Here is a 23,895-nt window from a genome sequence, read left to right as displayed (position 1 = left end):
TCTGTTGACTTCTTTAAAGAAATAGGATGCCTTTTTCAATTAGACGTTCTGGTATATAGCTATCTAATTGCAATTGCCTGCAAAACTCCTCAAATTGTTGGATCGAATGAACATCTGCTTTTTGATAGATGTTATAAACTCTATTTTCTATCGTTTTGTGGCTAACGTTGTATATCTGGGCAATCTCTTTATTTGAGCGTCTTTGCAACATCAAGAAGATAATATCCAGCTCACTGCGAGTAAACAGATCTGTGGCAGCTTCTGTAGTGAGTATACTGGGTTTATGGCGATTAATGTATTTTAAAGGAGAAAAGCTGCTCAGGGGTTTGGCATTCCAAACTATCCCGATGCACTCTTTTTCATCGTTATATACGGGAAATTTTTCACTAATGAAAGGCGCTAAGCTGTTTTTTCCGTACCAATAATGTGTTTCGATAATGGAAACTCTATCTTTTGACTCCTCGGCTCTCCGATCATGCTCTTTGAGATCTTGTGAAAATTGGTCGTCAGACCAATCAGTTGGGAATTCACAGTCTAATTTACCTTCAACGTCAAAGTTCTCTGGTGTGTTGGTATAAAGATAAGCTGCTTTATTCATATAGATATGCCTGGATTCCAAATCCTTAATGCCCCAAGGATCGCTGAGATTTTCCATCATGGCGATCAGCCCCTTTAAATAGGGTTCATTATTTTTATAGGATAAACTCATTTCTATCTCATATAATTTATATGCGTTAATTCTTATGTGTAAATAATAACTTATGTATTTATACTTTCATTAATATAATGTCGACCAAAGCTAATTTCCCAAGATTATTGGTGGGTTTAAATTAAAAAATATCAACATAAGTTATATTTTCTTTGTTTAGAACTGCTCTTATGCTATTTATTATCTGTTTTTGAAAAATATATATTATTCAAATAATATTTTCCATTAAAAATAATTTTTTAATGTTATTAAATGATTCCATTCAAAAGAAAACTGCTATCATTTTTATTGTTTAATGACAAGAGTGTTTTTCACCCTTTCTTGCTCTTATGAAAAGTAGTTAACCTAAAAGATCATATAAATTAGATGGTTATATATTTTTCTGGGCGTTATTATGTATAAAAAACAAAAAATGGAACACCTGAGAAAAAATTTGCAATATTTACTTGATTCCAGGGGAGAAACAAGGGTATCGCTTTGTGATCGAACAGGGCTTAACCGTACAACCATCTATAATATCTTAGATGGCAGAGTTCAAAGCGTTCATTCCTCCACAATACAGAAAGTCTCCAATTTCTTTGGCATATCATATAGTGAAATAGAGGCAACTGATATCGCAGAAAAAGAGCGTTTGGATGGGATAGTTTCTTATGAAGGAAACATGAATCCCAGCGCTGTTCCGTTATTTATGCAATCTGAATGCATTACTCCTGAATTTTCTGACGGCAAGATAGGTTCTCTGATTGTTGAAAGACAATTGACTTATTATTTTGGTACAGGATCTAATATCGTTGCCGTTTTACTTGAGAATGATTTTTCAGGTAAATATAATGCAGGAGACTTATTAATAATCAAGAGAGGTAATTGTCAGCACAACAATCCAAAACTATGTTTCGATCCAAAACAGCGGCAGTTTCATATCAAAGAATTTAATAGCGAAAATCCCGATAATTTGATGGTGATTGGAAATATAATAGAAGAACGGTTCGGATATGGGAAGAAAATATAAGTTATTGGGATTTAATAGTCAGGATAATACAGCGAACGTATTAATTTTATCAGCTGGAAAAGTATTAAAAATAAACATAAAGGAGCTTGAAAAGAGTGAAATAGCTGATGATCTTGACAATCACGAAATAAAATTGCTTTATAGAAAACTATATTCTAGTTTTCCAAATACCCCCTCAGTTTATGAAATTGAAGAGCGCAATGAAAAATCTTGGGTTGTTTATTCATTTCTCGCATTATTACTAACAATATTCTATACATTCAGCAACATAGCGGCAGCCAAACCCGTTTGCATTGAATACCTTGGTATTATTGTCACCCCTGGCACCTTCATTTACCCTTTTTCATTTTTAGTGATTGATTTATTGAGTGAATTTTATGGGTTCAGGCTGGCAAGAAAAGCAATATATATGTCATTAGCTTCAAACCTGATCATTGTATCCCTGTTGAGTATTTCAACAAGCTTACCCGCCATTCCAACTTGGGATTTGAATGAGCAATATAATGCACTAATGAATCATATACTATCGGCAATTTTTGCATCCTCTCTGTCATTTTTAGTTTCGGAACTGGTCAATTCTTATATCTTGTGCAAGCTGAAGGATATGACAAATTCTCGCTTTTTGGCATTAAGGGTGTTTTTCAGTACATTTGTTGCATCGGTGATTGATAGTTTTGTTTTCTGCTTTGTTGCATTTTATGGAAAACTTCCTGTAAATCAAATTATTGCAATGATGATTGTACAAATATTAATTAAAATTTTCTTTGCATTGTTTAATGTTTTTCCTGCTTACGGCTCACGTTATTTATTTAATAGGTGGGTTGTTAAAACAGCACATTAATGAAGCACATGGGGGAACTTCCCTCATGTGGTTTCCCCACTAAGATTTGCCTCATTTCTCGTGCCCAAGCCATATCTAAAGGATCTCAATTAGCGTTCACAGAAAACCTTGTTCGCCTGATTAAAGTACCAGTGTAATTGGATTACATTGCAAATGATTAAAAAAGACGAAGTATATAACTAAATAGCATTATAGATTTTTTTATATCAATTTATAAATGTGATTGTTATCACATAAATTGGTTATATGAATATTTATGTAATTTGAGGGTAAAAATACTTTCTGTTTGTAAGGTAAATAATATCATTCGTTTTTATCTTGCTGCTAAGAGCAGATAGATTATAGCTTGGGAAATATTCCTTTAATATCAATGCATTGATTTTATTTTGTTTGTGCTGCATAAAATAATGACACATTTATTCATCATTAAAATCAACATTTGTGCTTTTATATGTTGATTTTAATATTTGTCTGGTGTATTAATTTCACTATCAAAACATAAGTTAAAATTTATATTTTGTCTGAACGTTAGATTAGGGAGACATGTCTCCCTTTATATAGACAAATTATTTTCATTATTTTGAATTATAATTTTACTCGCCTACACTAGGGCAATATTAGTTTGTTTTTTGAACTTGTGATAGCCAGTCTCTTAGCCGAATATTTTGGGTTAAGAGACTGGAACTATCATCTAGCCAATAGATTACAAGCTAACATAGCAACTATTTTCAAAGTATATCATTCGCAAGGTATATCATTTATAAAGTATAAAAAGCGATCTTTTCATTCTTTGAACTCTCTAATTGTATTGCCAATATTTGATGGTGAACCTCTGTGCTCCATGACTGCCACAAAGGTTTCTGGAAAATTAACGATTTTTACTGCAACAGAAGGTAGTCTCTCATTCATAACATCAGTCCTAATATCATTTATAATTTGGTAGTGACTATGCCAGACAAACCAATCAGGTTTTTTCCTGAACTCAATCGGACTTTGACCAACTGAACTTTTGAACGCTCTGGAGAAGTCCTCCGAGCTTTCATATCCACACTCAAGAGCAATATTCATAACCGAATTATCGTCATACGCCAGATCATAAATAGCTTTCTTTAATCGAATTTGCCTGATATATGCAGCAACACCGATACCATAAGTTGCGGAAAACAATCTGTGAAAGTGATATTTAGAGCAAGCTGCAATATTACTCAGGTTTTCTCCATTCATCCGTGTATCAATATTTTCATCAATGTAATAATGAAGAAGAGCGCTCAATCGTTGTTTAATCATAAGTGATTTATCCAATCTATCTGGTCAAAGGCATGCTATATAACCTCCTGTGGCAAGGCATGATGATAATTGCTGACTTTTAATTTTGTCTGTTATCTCTATAGTCTCTTCTGTTCATTTATTGTGCTAAATATAGATACACAAAATAAACAATAATTCGATAACAAATATTACAAATAAGATCAACAAATTGATTTTAAATTAATTTTTTTGAAAAAATAAATTGATCATGATCATTATTTCTACAATAATTATTAATTTATAATTAGTTTCCTATAGGGAGAATACCGCCTTGTGAGAGAAATTTTTGGCTTAAATCCTCCACTCTTAATATGGATTATTTCCATTTACCAATACGTCTTCTTCCAACAAAATGAGAATGGAAGTGTTTTCCATCAAAACGAGTTTGAAGTCAGATAAATTCATCATGGACATATTTAAAATGTTGCAACTAGTAAAGACCGTCACTAGAACAATAGGATTTTTTAAGGAAAATTATCATGCCCAATAACAGCTACCAATCGCTGCTTGTATCCGCACAGGCGACCCTTAGAGAAATGCAGAGCAAACCTGATATCAAGGCTTTGATCCAGTCTATTAAGCAAGGGTTTAGTGAAAGTAGTCACAAGTGGACCCCGGAGCTGCTCAAAAAACATAAAGTGTTGGTAGAGTCGCTGGAGAAGGACGCTTATATGCGCTATAGCAATGACAGACCGGTTGGTGTCAGTAGACTCGATGAAGGTGAAAAACAATTATTTGTCAATTATATCAAAGCATTGTCGGCGCGCACTCCAACGGTCGATATTTTGGTACAAGGCAGCGAGAAGACAGCTTTGTCTTCTCAAACCGATGCCGCTCTGGGCGGTGCCGATGCTTTCCGAGTGCTTCCCAAAGATTTCAAGCAACGTCATAGTACTCGAACCAAGATTGGTGCGAGGCTTACTATCAACGTTGACAAGGCTCACTTCAACTCGCTTGCCAATGCGTTAACCCAATTGTTCAATGATGACAATCGTAGCTGGCTGGAACAGGCCAAAATCATGGGTCCGAAAAATTTGGGTAGCCGTACCGACCAAGCCGTGATCTACCTTTCCAGCGCAGGGGTCGAATATGCCCATGCTATCAGCAATAAGCTCAGTGAACTGCTACCGGCGACGGCCTTTATTGAACATACTCCGACTGGCATGTATCGCGTAGGCAAAGGCATTGCCTATTCTGAAACAGTTGAAGGTGAATCAAGCAGTCATGGTCAGTCCCGAGCACAGTTGATAGCTGCTGCGGGCACAGAATCCTTGCTCACTAATACTTCGATCGAGAGAACCCTGTCGAGAACCTTGCAGGAGCGCGGGTACGATATACAAAATCCCGCACTGCTAGCGCAAGCGGTGAAGGATCTTGGACTCAAAGGGGGGTTAATACCCATAAGTGGTGGAACCGAGTCCCGCAAGGGCAGCGCTGATATTAAGCAGTTTGTCAAAAATCCTAAATTATTCGCTGAATCCAACACTATCAGTATGGAGACATTGGTTAGAGCAGGACGACTTCCGGCAGAAGGGCGTGCCCAGTTAGTGAATATTAAAAAAGGCTTATACGAAGTCGAATACTTTGCCCAAAGCACGAATAATGTTGTTGGGAAGGAAACTAACAGTGTGCCCGCATATTTCCTCGGCTACAACGGCGCAAATCAGGCCAATGCATCGCCAGCTTATGTGGATATTCCTAAGCATGCGACTCCGGGGAGTTTTCTGTTCACGGGGTCGTTGTCGGGATGTTCGATTGTGGTGACCAACCTTGATGCCAATACTTACCGGGTCTACCACGACGGTCGGGTCAACAGTTCGCTGCTGTACGACGATGTGGTCATGGCAGTGGACTATAAGGATTATCAAGTAGCAGGCACCGCTGAAGGCCTCGCGGCAGCGTACATGCAATACGTTAATGGTGAATGGCAACTGGTGTTCCAGCGTCAGGAGTATCAGCGAGACGGACAGATGCTCTGGCCGAGATTACGCAATGGTGAGGAGCCATTATCGATTCAAATTGCTGACGGTCAAAGGGCCAAGCGTAACCAGACTCAATTCGCAGCTTACCGTGAAGAGATTCATCAAAAACTCAAAAAGATCGCTACTCAGTTCGGAGTACCCATTGAAGGATTCTCTGATAGTGCATACAAAGGGGGCGAGTTTTCTCCTCATCATCCGGCGATTGCTGCGTGGATTGAGCTGCGTGACAAGGTTCAAGCTAAGATCACAACAGATACTCAGCAGTTAGTGAATAAGCGAAGCGAACTCTATAAGACCCAGAGTAGCACCAGAGACGAGCAGATAAAACAGCTCAATATCACGCTGGAGTACTACAAAGAACAATACGATTCAGTCTTGCGTGAACTGTTCTCCGTCGAACAAAGCTGGTTGTGGCAGCAGATCAAATCCAAGGACGGTATGGATGCAGTGTTGCAGATTGGTGATATATCCATCCAGGGAGGTGGTGGTCAGGAACGCGAACGTAGCTTGGATAAGCGTTACGAAGCGGCCAAACGAAGGGAGACGAGTATCGAGTTTACTGATGGCCTGCATAATTTTCAGGATATCAATATCCCAGGTTTTAATGATGGGATGTTGATCCCAGAGATGCAAAGTCTGTTTTTTGACGGCCAACTTACCCTTAAACAGAAGGGTGCCTTGAGCGGCCGCATAACTGAAGCTCGCCGGGCTGAATATATCGACAAGGTACTGAAGCATACAGCGGTGTTCAGCGAGGATTTTAAGCGTGCTGGTAGCAGTTTCAGTCAATTGGCCCCTCAAGACTTTTATCTGTCATTGGTCGGAGATGTTTCTAGTGGTCGTTGTTATCCTTTAGTCAGGGCCATGGCGGTGGCGCTGGCCAACAATGGCGAGACGGGTATCAACAGGCTGGTGGAAAAACTCTTCTTGGCTGCGGCCGCTCCTCAGGAAGGCAGTTCTACATTGCTAAAACACAGTTTGGCAAACCTGCATATCAGTGTTGAGGCTGGGACTATGCCTGGGATGGCATCAATGGAGCGAGGGAAGGTTACGTTACAGAATGTTGTTTCTCTGTTGAATGAAAAGACCGGGTCTTCAATGTTCGCTCTCAATACCCAGAGGCACGCGATGATGGTGGGGGTCACTAGCGGAGATAAAGGGCGCCGTTACTATTTTTATGATCCAAATGTCGGGATTTTTGCATTCGACAATTCAGACAATTTCCGCCAAGCCATCAATAATCATCTGGTAAAGCGCAAGCTGGCTGTTCATTACGACTCGCTTGGCAGTGAATCGAACCCTGAATTTAACTTGATAGAAATCGATACGGATAAGATGGCAAGAGTGTCGTTGGGTAACGGGCTGGATGTCGCGGACTTGAGTAGCACCAATGATCTAGCCACTGTCATAGAGCAACGGCAATTGGTCAAGAAAACAGTCATTGCCCAAGAGAAGATGACCAAGGATGCCCAGTTGCGCACTGCATTGATTACTCATGATACCGAGCAGTGGGGAGCACAATTCGATAAAGCTATTACAAGACTTGCTCAGGAAAATAAACTTGACCAGCATTGGATGCCAATAATTAGCAATACTAAGGAACCGAAAGAAGGCCAATATCTCGTCCAATTCATCAATCGTGATCAGCCTGAGAAAACTCGTTGGGTAAGTAGCAATGACGACACCTTTGTGAAATTCCGCCGCTTTATTGATAAACATATTTCCACTCTGGGCCAGCATTTCACACTCGAACATGGTCAGATGCGGCCTAAAGGCGGTGTCAGTGAGGGAGCTCCGGTTGATGGGCTGAATGCCGGCTTTGCGATACAAACATTGATCCAGTGGTTTGCCGACAAGAATCGCAACGATGCAGCACATGGGATCGCTTCGCCCGATCTGGCTACCGCGCTCAAGATCCACAGTTACTTGAATTATGCTCAGATGGCTTACAGTGGCTTAAATGATATTGCCAATGTGACCAAGCTGGTGACCACTGCATTGCGCGGTGGAGTGGTAGGCGCTAAGACCTCACTTCATGAATTTTCTTCGGCTCTGGCTCACACCGCCAATGAAGGTATAGGCTTACTTTTTAGTGGAGTTTTTGTTGGACTGGATGCTTATGAATTGGCTCATGCTGAAACAGATACGCAGAAAGCGGTATATGGAACTCAGTTAGCTTTCGATTCGGCGAGCTTCGTCACTAGTGCCGCCGGATTGGGTGCCGGATTGGTTGGCGCCTCGACAACAGCGGCTGTACTCGGTGGGGCTGGAGTGATCCTTGGTGGACTTGGGGTGGGCTTTACGGCGCTGGCTCAAGCTTTTGGCGCTGTCGCCGAGGATGCGAAGGCAGTAGGCCATTACTTCGATATGCTCGACAAGGCTTACAAGGGTAATGGCTATCAATATGACAGTGAGAAGAAAGTATTGGTACCTCTGGCTGGTGCTGTGATCAAAACCCTTGATCTGCGCAAGAGTCAGATCGATTTCGACAGTCAGTATATTTATCGCACCCGTTCAGGCTCTACCGGCTCTGGAAAAATCAATTATTTCTTCTGGATAGGAGACCGTCCAAAGATGGTGCATGACCGTACACAAGCTATCGAGGTACGCAGCGGGATCGGTTACAAAGAAGCTTCCCATAAACTTGATCACAGTGACAGCGAAGTGCTGATCCTGCCGGGAACACCGAAGTCCTTCATCCGGTACGAATACATGCAGCTACCCGGTGCAACTACACGTCAAGATGCTGGTTTTGATGTGATTCGCAGACTCGAAGAGGATGAGCGATTCGACTACGATTTCTACGTTTTTCCGGGTGAAGTTACGATCCGCAGGATTTCTCAAGAGTATGTGGCGACACCGATTGAAGTTATGCTCGACCAGCATCGCAGGAAACTGATAGTGCCTGAACTACCTAAAGAACTGTATGGCTACCTGCATTACGAGATCAAGGGCGCAGGTGGCGAGTACCTGATCAGGCTGAATAAAGGCACCAGCGTGAAGCTTATGAGCGACGTTCCCAAACCGAAAGGCAGTGGCAATATACCATCGCGCTGGATCATTGATAGCAGTCAGCTCGCCAGCAATAGTATAAAAATCTCGAAAAACCGACTGGAAGTAGGTGGAGTGGTTGTTGAGCTCGATCCGTCCCAGAACGGACAAGTGCTAGTGGTTAACAGCAAGAACGAAGTGCACGAAGTTGACGTCTCTAACCAGAAAATTAAGTTGATAAGTGTAGATGCAAGTCAGTGGCAAGTATCCGGCCAGAAAATCGAGCAGCACCTGAGTAATCTGATCAAGGCGCATCAGTTGCATGGACAGTATGTGGTAGTGGAGAACTACAAGCACAACGAGCGTGATGTTGGTCGAGCTTTCTACGACATAAATAAGAAGCGGATGCTGTTTACCGATACTACGCTTGAACTGGCCAAACATGCCCAATTGGGTGCAGTAGTGGATGATTATGCCTATTTCTATGATACCGACAATGCAGTTGCGTGGCGGGTAGATATTGCCACTGGACAGGTCAACGCCCAGTTTGAACCATGGTTCAACAACAATGAAGGTAAGATCAGTCACCTGTGGCAAGAGGGGAATGTAGTTTATCTGGCGCGCCGTTATCAGCTGAAAGAGAGGGAAGTTGAGTTAAGCTATCGGATTGTCGGTGATCGAATTGAGTTGATCAGTGTAGTCGGGGATGATCTGCTCCAGCTTTCGGCATACATTGCTCAGTCTGAGAGAGATCTTAAGAGCATATTCCAAGGCTATGAAAGTAATCAGCGTAAAACACCGAAGTATACGTTAGGCACACAGATAATCCAGCCGACTAGAGAGGGGGCGGAGTTGGTCACTGTGCTCGGCAAGGATACAGCTGGTATGGAACAGCGTTACTGGATACGTACCAGTGATGGTACGCTGATCAAGCCAAATCTGGCACCACCGAAAGATCTGACTTTACACGTTAAAGAGTACGAACAGAGCTACAGCGCATGGCAGATCCCTGCCGATCTCGTATTAGTAGGCAGTATTTCCCGACCTGCTGACACGGAAGTGTTCTTCTTCTACAGTAGGAAAGAAAAAGCTCTGTTCCGTCAAGAAGGCCCGGGTCAGGCAATGCTTGATGCTAACCGTCCTACGGCATTGCTCGTCAGCACTCCACCGTTGGTTAACGTGGTTAATCTGAAGGGTAACTTGATTGCCGTCACTGAGGATGGCCGTGTGGCTCAGCTTAATGAGCAAGGGGTGCTTAGTTATGAAGCGGTCAACGAGCATTGGCTCAAGGGGCGAACTCACTGGTGGAAGGAGTTGGGCAACGTCACTGATGGCAGCGCTACTCTGGCTGTGTTTGGGATCAAAGGTTCTGATGGCAAGAGCCTGCTTCCGGTATGGTATCACAGTGGGCAGGTGGTGGTGGCTTCGGAGGCACTACAAGGAAAGTCACTGCAATTCCTGGGATTTGAAGCGAATGGCACCTCTGCGCGGCTGTTCGAGCCAGAAAGCGGTAAGTTGTATCTTCAGCCCATTATGACCAACAATGAGTTGGACGCAGCCTTTAGGGCTGAACAAGTGCTTAGCGCCTCCGCGCAACTTCCTACTGTCAGCGAATTAATACCTGGGGTGCATTTCAAAGCGGTGCAACAGATCGATATCGGAATGCGCCTGACTACGCACAAGGGCGAGATCCTGTTGCGAGCCAATAATGGCGAATTGCGGTTAGTTGGTGTTGATAAGGACTGGAAGCAGAGCAATATGTCTCAATTGTCACAGGCACTTACTAAACTTGCGAATCAGTGGCAGCAGGCCAAAGGAGTACTGACCGTGCAGGACAGCAATATGCAAAGTTGGTTCGATATTGGCAGTGGTCAGATATTTTCAGGTAATGGAATCCCTGCCTCGGACAATCTGCGTTTTATAGGTACCAATGCAGAAAGTCAGACGGCATATGTGTATAACCAAACCTCTCAGGAGCTATATGAAATCAACGGTAGCAAGGTAAATAGATCCAATAGTTTCACCAGAATGGAACGCATCAATTCATCCCTGCTACTTAAGGGAGGGATGAATGCTGACAAGCTGGCGCTACCGCCCATTGACGGTGTTGATAGTTTAGTGCTGTATGGGGGGGCGAATAAAGATACCTATCAATTCAGTAAGGAAATGTGGACTCATTACCGTACGGTTATCATTGATAATAACGATCCAAATCAAGCCTTGGATTACTTGCATCTACCAATAGCCAACCCGGAGAGCGTTCTGGTGAGCCGACGTGATGATGACCTGATGTTGACCGATTCTAGCAACGGAACAGCATTGGTAGTACGTCAGGTATTTGGTGATCAAGCCAAAGCCCATCAGCATCTGCATATCAATCTGGAGGGAAAAGCTTCGTCAATGATCGATGTGGAGCACTTAGTCGAGAGCATGAATCAACAGGGTAACATTAACGGAGTGTTGATGGATTTATCTTGGGCCAGCAGGCAACCAGCCAGGACGGCTAACGTAGTGACCACGGGTTCAGAAGCTGAAAATCTGGGGCCAGCGAATTTGATTGGAGCTATGGCTTCATTCCCTGATACCGGCAGTTCTCACGAGAACTTGCTGCAAGGTTTTAAGCCTGCGAAGGCCGAACAGCAGCTTTTGTCACCTGATCTCAAGTCAGTCATAAGATAAGTACGAAAATAACAGGAGAGGCAACTAGCCTCTCCTGTTTCAGATTACTGACAAAATACTGGTTTGTTATCCGGCACTTTGTTTTAATTATATATCTCTTGATGAACCAGACTGTCTTCCAAAGGTTCGATATTGTCTCAATGCAACAATGGAAGGGGGTATATATAATAGCTCATGTCAATGAACTATTACCTCTTCAAACCACCTTCACAGCTGTCCCTGATACCGTGACCATCAACATGCCGCCATTTTTGCCGACGGTTTCATAGTCAATATCAATCCCGACAACTGCATTGGCTCCTAGCGCTTGAGCCTGCGCATTCATTTCCGCAAAGGCGATTTCCCGAGCGTTTTTCAATTCCTTCTCATACGCCCCGGAACGCCCACCGACGATATCTCTCACTCCGGCAAAAAAATCCTTAATAATATTGACCCCAAGAATCGTTTCCCCTGTGACGACACCCAGATAATCTGTGATGGTATGGCCTTCTAGTGTGGGTGTTGTTGTGTTTTTCATAATCGCTCTCCGTTTGATATCACATCACTTTGATTTTTCTTGGCACTCAGATGGCCCTATTTGCCACCTGAGCTTGGATCATCTTAAACATTTTCTCATTTTTCCCCAATATATTGGGCGGCAAGATGTTAAATGTCTGCGAGCATTATCGCTTCAATTAAAGTAGTTTCTACTTCAACTCGCTGATATTACTGGTTATTGCTGGTGATTTGAGCCAGCACCTCAGACCAATAAGCCGAACTTTGATAAATGATAACGTTAGTCATGATATTTTACTCATTAAGCTATGAAAGATAGGCGAAGTGCTAGTGCGGCAAGCGTCACGAACAAAACAGGGAATGTCATAATGATGCCGACGCGGAAGTAATACCCCCAACTGATATTGATATTCTTTTGTGACAGGACATGAAGCCAGAGTAAGGTAGCAAGACTACCAATCGGGGTGATTTTAGGCCCAAGATCACAGCCAATGATATTGGCGTAAACCATAGCTTCTTTAATCACACCCTGAGCTGAACTTTCATCAATGGAGAGGGCACCAATAAGCACAGTTGGCATATTGTTCATGATTGAGGACAATATGGCTGTTACAAAACCCGTTCCCAGAGTTGATTCCCACAAACCCTGATTAGCGAATGCACTGAAGATTTGAGCCAAAAATTCTGTTAACCCTGCGTTACGGAGACCATATACGACAAGGTACATGCCAAGAGAAAAAATAACAATTTGCCAAGGAGCATTACGCAGAACCTTTCCGGTATCAATAGATTTCCCTTTTCTGGCAACCAGAAACAGGATTAAAGCGCCAATAGCAGCAATTAGGCTTACTGGGACTCCAAGGGGTTCAAGTAGGAAAAAACCAGTCAGCAAAAATATAAGGATTACCCAGCCAGTGCGAAACGTTATGGGATCTTTGATAGCATTCCGGGGAATTTTAAGCTTTGCCTGATCGTAAGCTGCGGGAATCTCTTGATAAAAGAAGATATGCAGCATTAGCAGTGAAGCAAGGGTTGCGACAACATAAACCGGCACCATGACCGAGGCATAGTGATTAAAACCTATGTGAAAAAAGTCAGCAGAAACAATGTTAACCAGATTGGAGACTATAAGAGGCAGACTTGCCGAATCGGCTATAAATCCTGCCGCCATCACAAATGCGAGAGTGGTTGCCCGATTGAACCCCAGAGCCAGTAACATGGCGATGACAATTGGTGTGAGGATAAGCGCTGCTCCATCATTTGCGAAAAGAGCTGAGACGACGGCTCCCAGCAGAATAATGAAAGTGAACAGTAATCGTCCATTACCCTTTCCCCAGCGTGCAACATGTAAGGCACTCCATTCAAAAAAACCAGACTCATCAAGTAACAGGCTGATGATAATAATCGCAATAAAAGCAGTTGTAGCATTCCAGACAATGGGAATATCGTTCAATTGAATGACTCCTGTCAGCAGGGCAAGTATGGCTCCCAGTGATGCGCTCCATCCAATACCCAACCCTCGTGGCTGCCAGATGACCAAAATTATCGTCAGGATAAAGATCTCTCCTGCAAATAGCATGTTATCTCCTTCTGCTTTAGTTTGATTTTTATATATGAATTAACATATATGATTGAGTTGAGGTTTTAACGGCAGAGTATCTTACCATCAGGCGTACAGTTTGAATTCGCCAGTTTATTTACTAGAACTTTGATTTCTACCTGTTGGCAGTTCCATGACGCTTCAATAATATTGGTTGCCCATGCTGGAATATGAGGTGATAGACGATAATGAACCCACTTACCTTCACGACGATCTAGTAACAACCCTGCATCACGCAATAGTGCGATATGTCGTGAAATTTTGGGCTGAGACGCACTGAGTACGGTACAAATATCGCAGACACATAGTTCACTTGCTTCGCGTAGCAACAATACGATGTTAATACGGGTTTCATCCGCAAGAAGTTTGAAAAGCTGAACGGGGGATAGCACGATTTTATTCTCCGCTGATAATTTTTTACATATGTTAATTCATATATGATTGAATTTAAAGAGGCGCTTATAAAATCAATTCAGAGAGAATTTTCGATATTGATATTGCGTATTACGGGTAAATTGTTCGTCAAACACGCTGGGTTTGATATTGGCGGCACACTCACCGTCAAGATTATGGCGGGCTGTCTAGTGCTCATTCCTGACAACGACGACACCCGCACCATTAAACAACAGTACCAGCGCCAGCAAGACCAGCTCAGCGAAATTAAGCTGCGAATGCGGGAGCTGATAGGCGACTACAAAAACGGCTAAGGGCAGGGAGTGAGCCGCTCTTAAAAGAACAAAGCCGGAAGAACATGGGGATTTTTCCGGCTACTATCTACTAAGGGGTGATGGGAATTACGTTATCTACATCAATTCCTATTGAACTTACACCGACAATTTTTGAATGATTACTCCATAAGCTACATTCAAAATTTATACTACCAGTAATAATCCATTGCTGTCCTATAACCTGAGAAAACTCAATTAAATCTAATAGTAAAGAATCCCATTTATCATTTTCAACATGAACCATAAATTTTGTATCACTATTGCAGTGAACAGAGTTAACTCCATATTTATTAATGAGAGTTTGATTTACTTTTCGTAATATCTTTTCCTTTCCTGAAATAGATTTAGTGTCAAAGAAAAAATTAAAATATATGCTAAAAATCATTTATGAGTTACCTCACCCTTCAGAGAAATGTTTGCGTGACTCCCATCACGAGTAACCCAACCTATTTGTTTTCTACCCGTTTTTGATAGTTGAATATCCCATTCAAACGATTCTCCAGCAGTACGAGAAGGCCCCTTAGTCCACACATTACCAAAACGATCCAAATAACCACCATCTTTTTTAGGTAAGGGCATTGTTGGCTTCCAGTCTTCTGGAGGAACATAGCGAATTCGCCCTCTTGTTGGCAATTGAGCTTCTTTGATTCTTCCTTTCTTTGTTGGACATTTCGTTAATCCAAACGGATCAATAAAATTGACCGGATTATGCACATAGCCATACGGATTCACCCCGCCCAGCAGCCCGATGGGGTCATAGGGTGGGTTCGGGTGCGGTCATACTTTTTTAAGCGATTTTTTCCTTGATTATCAGCTTATTAAAGAACCCTTTTTACCCGTTTCGCTCACGCCCGCGAACCTAAAACGCCGAAGTGCACTTTTGGGCGGTTTAACCCGTTTGCCCCTGTGCGTTTTTGCCCGGCTACTGTCGCAAGCCATTGTGCAGTATAGCGCCCCTTTTTTCTTGTGATTGGTGAACAGCCTGATTTTGTGATGTTTTTCACTTTCAGCAACGGGCGAACGTCGCCCAACTTGCTTGGGCGGCGGGCGGCCGTTCTGCGGGTGCGGGCGGCACAGAGCCTGCCAGCGGCGCCCTGCGACGCTCGGGATCACTGGTGTTTCAGATGGGGCACGGCTTTGCATGACCGCACCGTGTTTCCAAGGGAAGCCCCCTGCGGGGGCTGCACGGGGCGGAGATGGCGAGCACGGCAACGAGCGAGGAGCGCAGCGACTGCGAGCCGGGCGCAGCCAGTGCAGCAGGGTTGGGGCGGGGGAGGTAAATTCACGGAGGCCGCAGGCCGACCTGCTTTCAGGGTTGTTTGCCGGACGGTGGCATGGCAGCTAAAGCAGAACACGGGTTTTTGCCGAGGACTGGCTCAGGCGCTGACAGCAGAAGGCGCAGCCTTGTGCGCCACACCCAGCGATGCCGATAAGCGGGGGCGACAGACATAATGTTAATTATACGCTGCGAACCGCTGCACAGTGTTGATTCGGGCCGCGGAGCCGCCCGGTGAGGGGCGGATAATTCCCTTACATTATGTTGAGTGGGCTTTGGGCGGCCTGCATATGTTTAACGGGGACACAACTGTGCAGGCCGCCCATTGCCCACGTACCCCCGCAGACACTGAAGCTGACGGGCAGTCCGGCCACGGTCTGCCCCCGCACTGAACTTAAGCGGACTCAACGGGGAGGATCGGGCTGTCCGGTGCACGGGGGGGCGGTTCAGTGTCAGGCTTTCCGCTGGCACGGGCTGAGCGGCTCTCCGGCGGTTCGGCAGGCTTGTCGACTTCCGGCAAGGCCTGAGGGTCACGCTCGGCCGGATGGGTTTGCTTATGCACTTTCTTTAGGTGTCCGATAGCGACCCGCGTATACACCTGGGTGGTATTGAGTTTTTCGTGTCCCAGCATCGCCTGGATATGGCGGATATCGGCCCCGTTATCCAGCATCTGGGTCGCCATGGAATGCCGGAACAGGTGACAGGCGCCCGGCTTGTCAAGCTGAGCCTGTTGCCGGATGGCTTTCGCGGCGATGTGGGTCAGGTGCCCCGGACTGAGCGGCCTGCCCTTTTGCGAGATAAACAGGTAGCCACTGTCATAGTGCGCGGCCAGCCGGGGCCGGACCTGCACCAGATAACGTGTCAGCCAGCCCAGCGCCCGCTCGCCGATGGGCACCACCCGGTCTTTATGACCTTTGCCCTGATTGACCACCACGGCCCCGCGTTCGACGTCGATATCCCCCCGCCGGAGCTGGCGCAGTTCCATACGCCGGATGCCGCTGCTCCACAGCACTTCCAGCATCACCCGGTTGCGAAGCCCCAAGATACTTTGGTCGTCAAGGCTGTCGAGCACCTGCGCAGTTTCCCGTTCACTCAGGATCTGGGCTGGCAGCCGCTTCTCTTCTTTCGGCAACACCATCTGCTCTGTCGGGTTGTAGAGGATATGATGGCGTTGCAACAACCAACGGAACCACAGCCGCAGGGCGATCAACCGTTCCCGCTGGCCGTTATGGCTGTAAGGCTGGCCGTCGGCCTTGCGGTAAGCCCGCAGATAGCGCTGCCAGCTTTCCAGCAACGCCAGCGTCACCTGAGCCGGATACTGCACGGTGCGCTGTTCGCACCAGTCCACGAAAGGCAGCAGCCGTTCCCGGTAGCTTTCCCGTGTACGCGGGCTTTTTCCCTGTGCGGCCTGTGTATCCAGATAGGCGTCCAGTTGCGCCCGTAAGGTGATAAGCGGGTTGGCGTGTGAAGTGGTCATGCGGATTGTCCTTTTTGTTATAGAAGCTATCCGGCACTACGGTATGACGGGAAGTTTTTATTGTGTTGCCGGAACAGTGATTTTTCGTTTTGTCAGACTTGCGGGCGCTGAACCTTGTCTGGCTATGGCTTTAGGGCGGTTTTGGCTTCCCAGACTTAGCCCAGACTTGGTGCAGACTTGGTATAGACTTGCCTCAGTCCTGTCCAGACTTGCGCAGATCATACGGGGACAATCAGGCCACTTAAGTGCGCACTGTCGCCGTCACCGTCCCAGAGTAGTTCGTATTGCAACAGGTGCCCGCGACTGCCGCCGTGGATCAGCAGGTATTCCATGTCGCTCAGGCGCTGGCAATGCAGCTTAAGCTGGCTGTCGCTCCAGTTCGTGTAAGCGCGGATATCCCGCCGGGTAAAGCGCACTTCCCGTAACGTCTGCTGCCCGGCCGCGGCCATGTCGTTCGCCATCTGCTGGATCAGCAATAACAGTTTGCGGGTCTGCGGCGGCATCTCGTCGAGCGTCCGGCCTAAGATTTCATGCGCGAGCTGGTTCGCTAATTTGATATCTTCTTTGGTGACTTCGATATAGTCCAGTGTGTTGCCGCGATGCTCTGCCGTTTTGATTTCCCGCTGGTACTGGTGCAACAGGGCGATACTCTGGATAAGCGTCAGGTATTTCATATGGTCACGGCGGGTGCGGGTTTTGTCTGACATAAAGGTCAGTTGGTGCGCATACGGATTGACGACATTCAGCGGTTTCAGCAACCGCTGGGCGTTCTGGTGAAGCTGCGTCAGATAGTCCCGCTCGTTCTCGGCCAGCAGGCCTTCGAGCGTCTGCTTCTGGCGCTGTAACGCATGGATGGCTTCGGTCTGGGCGCGGGATTCATTGACCGTCAGCACCAGACAGCGGTTCAGCAGCTCTTCATCCACATCAATGGCGGTCGTGGTCAGCATCAGCATCACCGGACCTTTGACCGTGTAACTTTTGGTAACGAGGTTTCCGGTCGCTTCGTCTTTGCCCGTGCTCGCCATCGTTAATTCGCCATCCGACTGCAACAGTTTCAACGCATAGGCCGCCTGCCGCACGCCTTCTTCTTCCGCAATGGCGAGGATTTTATGCTGGAGATTGGTTTCACCGAGGTAAAAGAGACTTTGCCCGGTCATGGCGCTGTACTGGATGCGTTCTTCTTCCGGTATCAGGTTCAGTACCGCCTCCATTAAGCTGCTCTTTCCCGCGGCGCTGCTGCTCTGGATCAGGACGGCTAACGGTTTGGGCAGTTTGCGACTCACGGCCGCCAAAAAACCCGCCAGTAAGTTAGTGGATTCACCGACCACGCCACAGGCGGCTAAGTCAGCGGTCACTCGTGCTGTCAGATAGGGATCTTGCAGCAAGGCCAGTGCCGCTTCCCGTTCAGCGATCCCCATCGCCGGTACGTGGGGTTCGGTGCCTGAGGTGGGTTGCTGTTGCCCCTGTTCGACGGCCAGTAACACCTGCCCCAGCGAACGGCGCAACTCAGCCTCTCCCAGCCCCAGTTCGGTGGCGGCCAGTCTGGCATAGCTGTTTCGGCTGCGGGCACTCATCAGGTCAACCCCGTCGGCGAACAGGACGCCGCTTTGTGTGTCCAGCACCTGCGCATTGAGTTTCATCGTGGCAGCGCCTGCTTTGACTGCGCCCATGCCCCGTAAGCACCATTGGAGTGTGCCGATCGAGATAAGCAGCTCGCCATGCTCACCGGATTCACAGACGACATTCGGCGTCACGCTGGGTACGGGTCCAGCGGCTAAAGGGGAAGCGGGTTCTGGCGCGGTGTCCGGCTCAGCCGTCTGGCGCTCAAGGGCTACCATATCCGCTGCATCCTGCATCGGTACAGCACTCTCAATCAGCAGGGCAAAGGCCGATTCGGGTTCGGCCATCTGACACAGGTATTCGTTGGCATCCATTTCCGGCGGGAACACCACGCGCAAGGGCGTGATCCCTTTAGCAACCAGTGCTGCCGCCAGTTTCACGGCCGCATCATTGCCGGCGGTATCATTATCAAAGGCGATCAGCACCTGCTTAATGCCGTGCTGTTCGAACGCCTGCCAGTGATCCGCGATGACGCCGTTCACCCCGTAAGCGGCTGTCACATTGCGCTGCCCCGTCACCCAGAACGACATCGCATCAATCAGCGATTCGCACAGGATCAGCGTTCTGGAGGCACCCAGCGCCGCTTCATTCCAGACCCCCTGATGTGCCCCCGGCAGGTACAGATGACGGATAATGGACTGGCGCTGGTCGTCGCCGATTTTGCGCCCGTACAGCTCATGTACCTGCCCCTCAGCGCCGATAACGGGCACAACCAGCGATCCACGCAGATGCTCACGCCCGTTCTCCCGCAGCACCCCGGTCGCTATCAGGCGGCGGCGGATCTCCTCGCCGGCTTTGACTTTTTTCGGTGGCAGACGGTAGCCCAGCGTGCGGTTGGCAAAGCCCAGCTTAAACTGCGCGACTAATTCAGGATGGTTGAGTCGCCGCTTCGCCAGATAGGCCTGTGCTTCCGGGGCATTCAGCAGCGTATGGTGATAAAACGCAACCACCCGTGACAGCAGCACCGGTTGCCCGAGGGTCTCATCGGCCAGCTCCGCAGGCTGCACCAGCGGCTCGATCGCCGGATTGTGCCCCAGCACGGCACGCAGGCGTTCCACGGCATGGCGCAGACTTAACCCTTCGGTTTTCATTACCCAGTCGAGCACCGAACCGCCTGCCCCGCAGCCAAAGCAGTGATAGAGATTTTTGGCGGGCGTGATCATCATCGAGGGCGTTTTCTCCTGATGGAACGGGCACAGCACAGTCATATCCTTACCGCGCTTAAACAACTGCCGCCCCTGCTGCTCAATGACAGCCACTAAGGAGACGGCGGATTTCAGGTGTTGCAACTCTGCTTCGGGAATGCGAGCCATAAAGTGACCTTCCTAAAATTGCGTCAAGATTCCATTGCTCTTTTATTTAGTATCCGATAGGATACCGATATAAAGCAAGCATTTTTTGGGGGATAGAATGAAGGCAAATTTCTCTGACTGGTTTAATTCAATGAGTATTGCTAACAGACTCATCACCCTGCGCAAGCAAAAAGGCTTATCACAACAGGCATTAGCGGATGCTATCGGCATTCACGTGACACAAGTAAAACGCTATGAGGGCGGGATTTCGTTACCGTCTCTGGAAGCGGTTAAGAAGATAGCGCAGACATTGCGAGTCACGACAGATTCACTGATATTTGAAGACGATGAGCTACAACCTGATAGCGATTTAGCTCTACAGTTTCAGGCGATCAGCAATATGCAGCCGGAACAGCGGCAGGTGATAAAAGAAGTACTGGAAGGCATGATCATTAAGTATGAAGCTGAACGCTGGTCTTCCAAGATGAAGTAAAAACGATTAACGCAACGTATTCGGGCGGGCACCCGAACACGCTGCTCACCACAAGCAACTACCAAGGAGTTGAATGATGGCTAAGGCGCATTCTAAGCAAAACCGTGCCGTAAATAAAGCGACGAAAACAGAACGTTATTACACCGTGGGATACGTGCCGCAAAATGACAAGGCCAATGCCCCGCCTGCAATCCATCTTAAAGGGCAATGGCTTAAGGCCGCAGGCTTTGATATTGGTGGCACACTCACCGTCAAAATACTGGAGGGCTGTCTGGTGCTTATTCCTGACAGTGACGACACCCGCACCATGAAACAACAGTACCAGCGCCAGCAAGACCAGCTCAGCGAAATTAAGCTGCGGATGCGGGAACTGATTGGCGATTACAACAGCAACTAAGGGCAGGGAGTGAGCCGCTCTTAAAAAGAAGAAAGCCGGAAGATCACAGAGATCTTTCCGGCTTTAAATTTAACTATTCATATTTTCCAGTAAACATAAATTCTTCAAGCATGTTAATGAACATGGTTTTATCTCTTGTTTGCTTACTACCTAGGAATTTTTCCTCTTCTGTTTTTCCTGTCTTTTTATTTATTTTTATGATGAAAAAATCTAACACAAATAAACCGTTAGGGTCTCCTTCTGGTTCATACCGTGAATCAAAGCAAAGGCCATCAAGAGAATTATGTCCACTAATCAAAATTGATCCATAGAACCAATCCATATTTTCTTTAGTAGGCTCATAGTCATAGAAATTATTTACATCAATTACCCACCTACTCGGTATTCTTAAGGGCTGAATATTCTTCCATATATCTTTTTTCATTAACGAACTCCTGGAATGTATTTTCCGACTTGTTCCAACGATGCGGGGAAACTGTGAATAGTAGGAATAGGTGCATTCGTCATTTCAATTCTTACCCAATCGGTTAATTTTCCTTCATTATATCCAACATGACCTGTAGGGTTTTTATAGAACATGAATCGAGTTCCACCGTGGTCAAACGCATGACCATTCCGAATAGCTCCATATGCAGCTTGTTTTTCAAAGCCAGCTACCTTACCTGCATATTCCGGGAAATAAGATGCTTCAGGTCTTTTATCTAAGCTTCCTTTGCCTACACTCAGATTTTTAGCTTCAGTAACATCTTTTGCATTGATATGTTTTGTTGCATGACGACCAGCAGTAGGGCGTTGAGCATTATAAACATCTGTTCGAAGAGCTTTGCGTTTATGGTATCCAGTAGGATCACAACTCGCTAACCCTAATGGATCGATCCAATTTGTAGGGTTATGGACATACGAATACGGGTTAAAGCCCCCTTCAAGTCCGATGGGGTCATAGGGTGGGTTCGGGTGCGGTCATACTTTTTTAAGCGATTTTTTCCTTGATTATCAGCTTATTAAAGAACCCTTTTTACCCGTTTCGCTCACGCCCGCGAACCTAAAACGCCGAAGTGCACTTTTGGGCGGTTTAACCCGTTTGCCCCTGTGCGTTTTTGCCCGGCTACTGTCGCAAGCCATTGTGCAGTATAGCGCCCCTTTTTTCTTGTGATTGGTGAACAGCCTGATTTTGTGATGTTTTTCACTTTCAGCAACGGGCGAACGTCGCCCAACTTGCTTGGGCGGCGGGCGGCCGTTCTGCGGGTGCGGGCGGCACAGAGCCTGCCAGCGGCGCCCTGCGACGCTCGGGATCACTGGTGTTTCAGATGGGGCACGGCTTTGCATGACCGCACCGTGTTTCCAAGGGAAGCCCCCTGCGGGGGCTGCACGGGGCGGAGATGGCGAGCACGGCAACGAGCGAGGAGCGCAGCGACTGCGAGCCGGGCGCAGCCAGTGCAGCAGGGTTGGGGCGGGGGAGGTAAATTCACGGAGGCCGCAGGCCGACCTGCTTTCAGGGTTGTTTGCCGGACGGTGGCATGGCAGCTAAAGCAGAACACGGGTTTTTGCCGAGGACTGGCTCAGGCGCTGACAGCAGAAGGCGCAGCCTTGTGCGCCACACCCAGCGATGCCGATAAGCGGGGGCGACAGACATAATGTTAATTATACGCTGCGAACCGCTGCACAGTGTTGATTCGGGCCGCGGAGCCGCCCGGTGAGGGGCGGATAATTCCCTTACATTATGTTGAGTGGGCTTTGGGCGGCCTGCATATGTTTAACGGGGACACAACTGTGCAGGCCGCCCATTGCCCACGTACCCCCGCAGACACTGAAGCTGACGGGCAGTCCGGCCACGGTCTGCCCCCGCACTGAACTTAAGCGGACTCAACGGGGAGGATCGGGCTGTCCGGTGCACGGGGGGGCGGTTCAGTGTCAGGCTTTCCGCTGGCACGGGCTGAGCGGCTCTCCGGCGGTTCGGCAGGCTTGTCGACTTCCGGCAAGGCCTGAGGGTCACGCTCGGCCGGATGGGTTTGCTTATGCACTTTCTTTAGGTGTCCGATAGCGACCCGCGTATACACCTGGGTGGTATTGAGTTTTTCGTGTCCCAGCATCGCCTGGATATGGCGGATATCGGCCCCGTTATCCAGCATCTGGGTCGCCATGGAATGCCGGAACAGGTGACAGGCGCCCGGCTTGTCAAGCTGAGCCTGTTGCCGGATGGCTTTCGCGGCGATGTGGGTCAGGTGCCCCGGACTGAGCGGCCTGCCCTTTTGCGAGATAAACAGGTAGCCACTGTCATAGTGCGCGGCCAGCCGGGGCCGGACCTGCACCAGATAACGTGTCAGCCAGCCCAGCGCCCGCTCGCCGATGGGCACCACCCGGTCTTTATGACCTTTGCCCTGATTGACCACCACGGCCCCGCGTTCGACGTCGATATCCCCCCGCCGGAGCTGGCGCAGTTCCATACGCCGGATGCCGCTGCTCCACAGCACTTCCAGCATCACCCGGTTGCGAAGCCCCAAGATACTTTGGTCGTCAAGGCTGTCGAGCACCTGCGCAGTTTCCCGTTCACTCAGGATCTGGGCTGGCAGCCGCTTCTCTTCTTTCGGCAACACCATCTGCTCTGTCGGGTTGTAGAGGATATGATGGCGTTGCAACAACCAACGGAACCACAGCCGCAGGGCGATCAACCGTTCCCGCTGGCCGTTATGGCTGTAAGGCTGGCCGTCGGCCTTGCGGTAAGCCCGCAGATAGCGCTGCCAGCTTTCCAGCAACGCCAGCGTCACCTGAGCCGGATACTGCACGGTGCGCTGTTCGCACCAGTCCACGAAAGGCAGCAGCCGTTCCCGGTAGCTTTCCCGTGTACGCGGGCTTTTTCCCTGTGCGGCCTGTGTATCCAGATAGGCGTCCAGTTGCGCCCGTAAGGTGATAAGCGGGTTGGCGTGTGAAGTGGTCATGCGGATTGTCCTTTTTGTTATAGAAGCTATCCGGCACTACGGTATGACGGGAAGTTTTTATT

19 protein-coding genes and 2 pseudogenes are annotated in these 23,895 nt (G+C 47.4%); 8 read left to right on the top strand and 13 right to left on the bottom strand.

The window, feature by feature from the left end; genetic code table 11:
• Positions 1 to 13 precede the first annotated feature (13 nt).
• A complete protein-coding gene (locus BM135_RS03575; protein ID WP_092517894.1) occupies positions 14 to 709 on the bottom strand; it encodes a helix-turn-helix transcriptional regulator in 696 nt (231 codons plus the stop codon).
• Between the two features lie 394 nt (positions 710 to 1,103).
• Here BM135_RS03575 and BM135_RS03570 point away from each other — a divergent pair, with 394 nt between their 5' ends.
• Both BM135_RS03570 and BM135_RS03565 read left to right on the top strand, forming a co-directional pair.
• Complete coding sequence (locus BM135_RS03570) at positions 1,104 to 1,718, top strand: helix-turn-helix domain-containing protein (RefSeq protein ID WP_092517893.1); 615 nt, start codon at positions 1,104 to 1,106, stop codon at positions 1,716 to 1,718.
• Positions 1,702 to 2,559 (top strand): queuosine precursor transporter, encoded by an 858-nt coding sequence (locus BM135_RS03565; RefSeq protein ID WP_092517892.1) that lies wholly within the window; start codon positions 1,702 to 1,704, stop codon positions 2,557 to 2,559. Before BM135_RS03570 ends, BM135_RS03565 begins: the two co-directional genes overlap by 17 nt.
• A 783-nt stretch (positions 2,560 to 3,342) precedes the next feature.
• Here the strand turns inward: BM135_RS03565 and BM135_RS03560 are convergent.
• On the bottom strand, positions 3,343 to 3,846 hold the full coding sequence (locus BM135_RS03560) for a helix-turn-helix domain-containing protein (protein WP_092517890.1): 504 nt from the start codon (positions 3,844 to 3,846) through the stop codon (positions 3,343 to 3,345).
• Positions 3,847 to 4,346: 500 nt separating this feature from the next.
• On the opposite strand from BM135_RS03560, the gene BM135_RS03555 reads away from it, so the two are divergent.
• Positions 4,347 to 11,519, top strand: coding sequence for a TcdA/TcdB pore-forming domain-containing protein (locus BM135_RS03555; RefSeq protein ID WP_092517888.1), 7,173 nt, complete (start codon positions 4,347 to 4,349; stop codon positions 11,517 to 11,519).
• A 196-nt stretch (positions 11,520 to 11,715) separates the two neighbouring features.
• Here the strand turns inward: BM135_RS03555 and BM135_RS03550 are convergent, their stop codons facing one another.
• The 3 genes from BM135_RS03550 to BM135_RS03540 form a co-directional block, all read right to left on the bottom strand.
• Complete coding sequence (locus BM135_RS03550) at positions 11,716 to 12,036, bottom strand: heavy metal-binding domain-containing protein (protein WP_092517886.1); 321 nt, start codon at positions 12,034 to 12,036, stop codon at positions 11,716 to 11,718.
• Positions 12,037 to 12,315: 279 nt separating this feature from the next.
• Positions 12,316 to 13,593 (bottom strand): arsenic transporter, encoded by a 1,278-nt coding sequence (locus tag BM135_RS03545; protein ID WP_092517884.1) that lies wholly within the window; start codon positions 13,591 to 13,593, stop codon positions 12,316 to 12,318.
• Positions 13,594 to 13,658: 65 nt separating this feature from the next.
• Positions 13,659 to 14,006, bottom strand: coding sequence for a metalloregulator ArsR/SmtB family transcription factor (locus BM135_RS03540; RefSeq protein WP_175485935.1), 348 nt, complete (start codon positions 14,004 to 14,006; stop codon positions 13,659 to 13,661).
• A gap of 45 nt (positions 14,007 to 14,051) precedes the next feature.
• Here BM135_RS03540 and BM135_RS03535 point away from each other — a divergent pair, with 45 nt between their 5' ends.
• Positions 14,052 to 14,321 carry a SymE family type I addiction module toxin gene (locus BM135_RS03535; RefSeq protein WP_092517880.1) on the top strand — a complete coding sequence of 90 codons (270 nt, stop codon included), beginning with the start codon at positions 14,052 to 14,054 and terminating at the stop codon, positions 14,319 to 14,321.
• A 70-nt stretch (positions 14,322 to 14,391) separates the two neighbouring features.
• Here the strand turns inward: BM135_RS03535 and BM135_RS03530 are convergent, their stop codons facing one another.
• Both BM135_RS03530 and BM135_RS03525 read right to left on the bottom strand, forming a co-directional pair.
• Positions 14,392 to 14,727, bottom strand: a complete 336-nt coding sequence (locus BM135_RS03530) for a hypothetical protein (RefSeq protein WP_092517869.1) — start codon at positions 14,725 to 14,727, stop codon at positions 14,392 to 14,394.
• A pseudogene (locus tag BM135_RS03525) lies at positions 14,724 to 15,098 on the bottom strand (polymorphic toxin type 17 domain-containing protein); the annotation flags it as partial. The gene BM135_RS03530 and the pseudogene BM135_RS03525, both read right to left, overlap by 4 nt.
• A gap of 495 nt (positions 15,099 to 15,593) precedes the next feature.
• Here BM135_RS03525 and BM135_RS16545 point away from each other — a divergent pair.
• Positions 15,594 to 15,794, top strand: coding sequence for a hypothetical protein (locus BM135_RS16545; RefSeq protein WP_139204072.1), 201 nt, complete (start codon positions 15,594 to 15,596; stop codon positions 15,792 to 15,794).
• Between the two features lie 218 nt (positions 15,795 to 16,012).
• On the opposite strand, the gene xerC (BM135_RS03510) is transcribed toward BM135_RS16545, so the two are convergent.
• On the bottom strand, positions 16,013 to 17,095 hold the full coding sequence (gene xerC, locus BM135_RS03510; protein WP_092517860.1) for a site-specific tyrosine recombinase XerC: 1,083 nt from the start codon (positions 17,093 to 17,095) through the stop codon (positions 16,013 to 16,015).
• 218 nt (positions 17,096 to 17,313) lie between these two features.
• Positions 17,314 to 20,028, bottom strand: a complete 2,715-nt coding sequence (locus BM135_RS03505) for a CHC2 zinc finger domain-containing protein (RefSeq protein WP_092517854.1) — start codon at positions 20,026 to 20,028, stop codon at positions 17,314 to 17,316.
• A 130-nt stretch (positions 20,029 to 20,158) separates the two neighbouring features.
• Between BM135_RS03505 and BM135_RS03500 the strand changes: the two genes are divergently transcribed.
• Positions 20,159 to 20,500, top strand: a complete 342-nt coding sequence (locus BM135_RS03500; RefSeq protein WP_339385128.1) for a helix-turn-helix domain-containing protein — start codon at positions 20,159 to 20,161, stop codon at positions 20,498 to 20,500.
• 76 nt (positions 20,501 to 20,576) lie between these two features.
• Positions 20,577 to 20,897 carry a SymE family type I addiction module toxin gene (locus BM135_RS03495; RefSeq protein WP_092517850.1) on the top strand — a complete coding sequence of 107 codons (321 nt, stop codon included), beginning with the start codon at positions 20,577 to 20,579 and terminating at the stop codon, positions 20,895 to 20,897.
• A 73-nt stretch (positions 20,898 to 20,970) separates the two neighbouring features.
• On the opposite strand, the gene BM135_RS03490 is transcribed toward BM135_RS03495, so the two are convergent.
• The 3 genes and pseudogenes from BM135_RS03490 to BM135_RS17875 form a co-directional block, all read right to left on the bottom strand.
• Positions 20,971 to 21,321 carry a hypothetical protein gene (locus tag BM135_RS03490; RefSeq protein ID WP_092517864.1) on the bottom strand — a complete coding sequence of 117 codons (351 nt, stop codon included), beginning with the start codon at positions 21,319 to 21,321 and terminating at the stop codon, positions 20,971 to 20,973.
• Positions 21,321 to 21,476 carry a hypothetical protein gene (locus tag BM135_RS16865; protein WP_175485933.1) on the bottom strand — a complete coding sequence of 52 codons (156 nt, stop codon included), beginning with the start codon at positions 21,474 to 21,476 and terminating at the stop codon, positions 21,321 to 21,323. The genes BM135_RS03490 and BM135_RS16865 overlap by 1 nt, the downstream gene beginning before the upstream one ends.
• Positions 21,477 to 21,746: 270 nt before the next feature.
• A pseudogene (locus tag BM135_RS17875) lies at positions 21,747 to 21,836 on the bottom strand (RHS repeat-associated core domain-containing protein); the annotation flags it as partial.
• Between the two features lie 495 nt (positions 21,837 to 22,331).
• Here BM135_RS17875 and BM135_RS16535 point away from each other — a divergent pair.
• Positions 22,332 to 22,532, top strand: coding sequence for a hypothetical protein (locus tag BM135_RS16535; protein WP_139204072.1), 201 nt, complete (start codon positions 22,332 to 22,334; stop codon positions 22,530 to 22,532).
• Positions 22,533 to 22,750: 218 nt separating this feature from the next.
• On the opposite strand, the gene xerC (BM135_RS03475) is transcribed toward BM135_RS16535, so the two are convergent.
• Positions 22,751 to 23,833 (bottom strand): site-specific tyrosine recombinase XerC, encoded by a 1,083-nt coding sequence (gene xerC / locus BM135_RS03475; protein ID WP_092517860.1) that lies wholly within the window; start codon positions 23,831 to 23,833, stop codon positions 22,751 to 22,753.
• Positions 23,834 to 23,895 lie beyond the last annotated feature (62 nt).

It is taken from the genome of Xenorhabdus japonica, from assembly GCF_900115195.1.
Taxonomy (GTDB): Bacteria; Pseudomonadota; Gammaproteobacteria; order Enterobacterales; family Enterobacteriaceae; genus Xenorhabdus; species Xenorhabdus japonica.
This window is presented reverse-complemented; position numbering and strand designations above follow the sequence as displayed.